Genomic DNA, 2,480 nt, shown 5'->3' on the forward strand with positions numbered 1-2,480 from the left:
GGTCCCTTCCCGCCCGCTCGTACTCGGCAAGAAACGGGATAAAACCCTCCTCCATCCGCTGGTCTAACGTGCTGTCAAAGAGGTTCAGGCCTGCATCCACAAGAGTTATCGCCTGGACGATGCTCTTCTCGGTCTGCTCCCGGAGCTGGTTTTCATCCTCGATCAGCCCCTGCTCGACCTGCCAGTAGTCCAGAGCCGATATCAGTCCGATCGTGGGAACAGTGATCAGGATCATGACGAGCATCAGGCATGTGCTGAACCGGGGGATCTTCCTTTCCCTACCGCCCGCCGCCGTCATGGACCACCTCCCGTCCCAGCCGCACGGAGCGTGAACCTGATGGCCGCGCCGTGTCCGGGCTCTCCCAGGACACGGTCATCCACCCAGATCTTCCCGTCGTAGCGCTCGATGAGCATGCGGCAGATGTAGAGACCAAGCCCGGCCCCGGCCAGCGCGCCCTCCCCCTTCTTGAAGCGGCGGAAGAGATCCCTCTTCACCGTATCGGGGATACCCGGCCCGGTATCCTCGACCGAGACCTCGACCTCCTCCCCATGCTCCTCGACCCTGACGGTTATCTCGACATCCAGCCCGCCGAACTTCTCGGCGTTCCCGAGCAGGTTTGCAAAGACCTCAGGCAGGAGATCGTCGGCGAGAATGGCGACCCCGGTTCCGGCGTAGGTTATGCTGAAGTCCGGGAAGTGCTCGATCTCGCGCCTGATGACTGGATCGAGATCCATCTGCCGGAGGACGGGGGTGTGTTCGTGGATATCCCGGATGGTGTTGACGTTTTTTATGATCTCAATGCTCTTTGTAAGCCCCATCTTCGCCTTCCGGAGATACACCGCCTCATGCTCCCCCTCCAGACCGGCAAGGAGGAGATCCGAGTAGAGGCCCGCGACGTTGTTTGCGTTGTTGATGTCGTGGCACATGATGTCCAGATAGAGGTTTGCCATCTGGTTGGACTCCTCAAGCGCGGCAGTCCGGCCCCAGACCTCCTCTTCAAGGGTATGACTATACCGGGTAAGGTCCTCCTCCGACTCCCTGAGTCTCCGGATGGTTCTTTCAAGTGTCGTGACCATCGCCGATATGCTCTCCCCAAGATGTACAAACTCCTCAGCCCCGCTCGCCCTGATGGGCCGGTCCAGGTCGCCACGGGCGACAGCGTCGACGTCCACGACAAGCATGCGTACCGGACGCGTCAGGTAGTGCGCGGCAAGGACCGAGAGACAGCCGATTATGACGAGCCCGATGAGCAGGATGCACGCATGCCGGCCGAGCATATCGGCAAGTTTTGCCTCAGCCGCCTTTGTGCTGTAGGTCAGTTCGGCGACCATGCTCATGTCGGATGCGTAATCCCTGTCTGTCAGGTTGATGAAGAGGTACCGGGTCAGTTCACCGGTGGTGGCGTTCTTCGCCTCAAGGGTGGCCCTCTCCAGGTATGCCTGCCTGACCAGAGGAACCCGGCGATCGTCGTCGGGATAGGCCTCATCGCTGACCAGCGTGCCCAGACTGTCGTAGAGCCGGATCCCGTCGACGTTCGGGTTCAGGTCCACCAGCTCCCGCGCGGTGTCCCTGTACTCGAGCCCCGTGCGCCACTGCCGGATCTCCGATTCCGCGAGCCCGAGCTCGAGGAGGTAGCGGTGATCGGGTGTCGGCATATACGCATATTTCCGGAGTTCGCCGGTGGAGATCTCCGGCACGACCCGGTCCGCCGCGAAGTTGTCCCCGAGCCGGATCCCCGTGATTTGGTCGTAGAAGTAGGGGATCTCCTTAAAATCGTATCCGGACTCAAAAGGATTGGTGGTATACTCGATGACGCCTGATGCGTTGATGAGGTAGAGATCAAACCCCTCTCCAAGTTCCTCACCAACACGGGAGAGGTCCATGGCAGTCAGGTCTCCTCCCGCCCGCTCGTACTCGGCAAGAAACGGTCCAAACCCCTCCCGCATCTCGCGGTTCAGGGTGTTATCAAAGACCTTCAGCCCGGTGTCCACCAGATCCATCGAGAGGATGATGCCGGCCTCGGTCTGGTCCTGGAACTCCTGCGCGTTCGTCTCCAGTTCCTGCCTGACTCCCATGTAGTCGACAAACGAGATCAGGCAGACGACAGGGACCATCGCGAGCAGGATAGCAAGCATGAGGTAGAGGGCGAACGGGAGCGACGGCTGTTCCGGACTCTTTGCCCCCATTCAGGTATCCCCTCCGCTCCGCATACTCCCACCGCCCGGCCCTGAACTGCCCTTGAAAGGAAGGTGTCTCTGTGGCTATATAGAATGAGCGATCTTGTTATCCTGATGCGGTTTTCGGCGGTATTCAATAACGCAGGGAAGCGATAGACCTCGCAGGCCAACCGGTCCAGGGGAACGACGCCTGCCGGGCGGGAAAAGAGAAATTCCGAGGCCGGATTATGGCCCCGGGCCATATTGTGACGAAGCGGTACGGTGATGTTACATCGGGGGCATGCCGCCCATGCCGCCCATGC

General features: G+C 60.4%; 1 protein-coding gene and 1 pseudogene. Both read right to left on the reverse strand.

The genetic code is table 11. From position 1 onward, the window contains the following. Positions 1 to 244, reverse strand: a pseudogene (locus tag BP858_RS04525) (histidine kinase); the annotation flags it as partial. 50 nt (positions 245 to 294) lie between these two features. Further along, positions 295 to 2,187 carry a sensor histidine kinase gene (locus BP858_RS04530; RefSeq protein WP_286878958.1) on the reverse strand — a complete coding sequence of 631 codons (1,893 nt, stop codon included), beginning with the start codon at positions 2,185 to 2,187 and terminating at the stop codon, positions 295 to 297. Positions 2,188 to 2,480 lie beyond the last annotated feature (293 nt).

Source organism: Methanoculleus sp. UBA413 (assembly GCF_002502935.1).
Taxonomy (GTDB): Archaea; Halobacteriota; Methanomicrobia; order Methanomicrobiales; family Methanoculleaceae; genus Methanoculleus; species Methanoculleus bourgensis.

What these genes read in the sequence shown, in the direction of transcription:
- BP858_RS04530 (WP_286878958.1), bottom strand. Translation starts at nt 2,187, where the DNA reads ATGGGGGCAAAGAGTCCGGAACAGCCGTCGCTCCCGTTCGCCCTCTAC.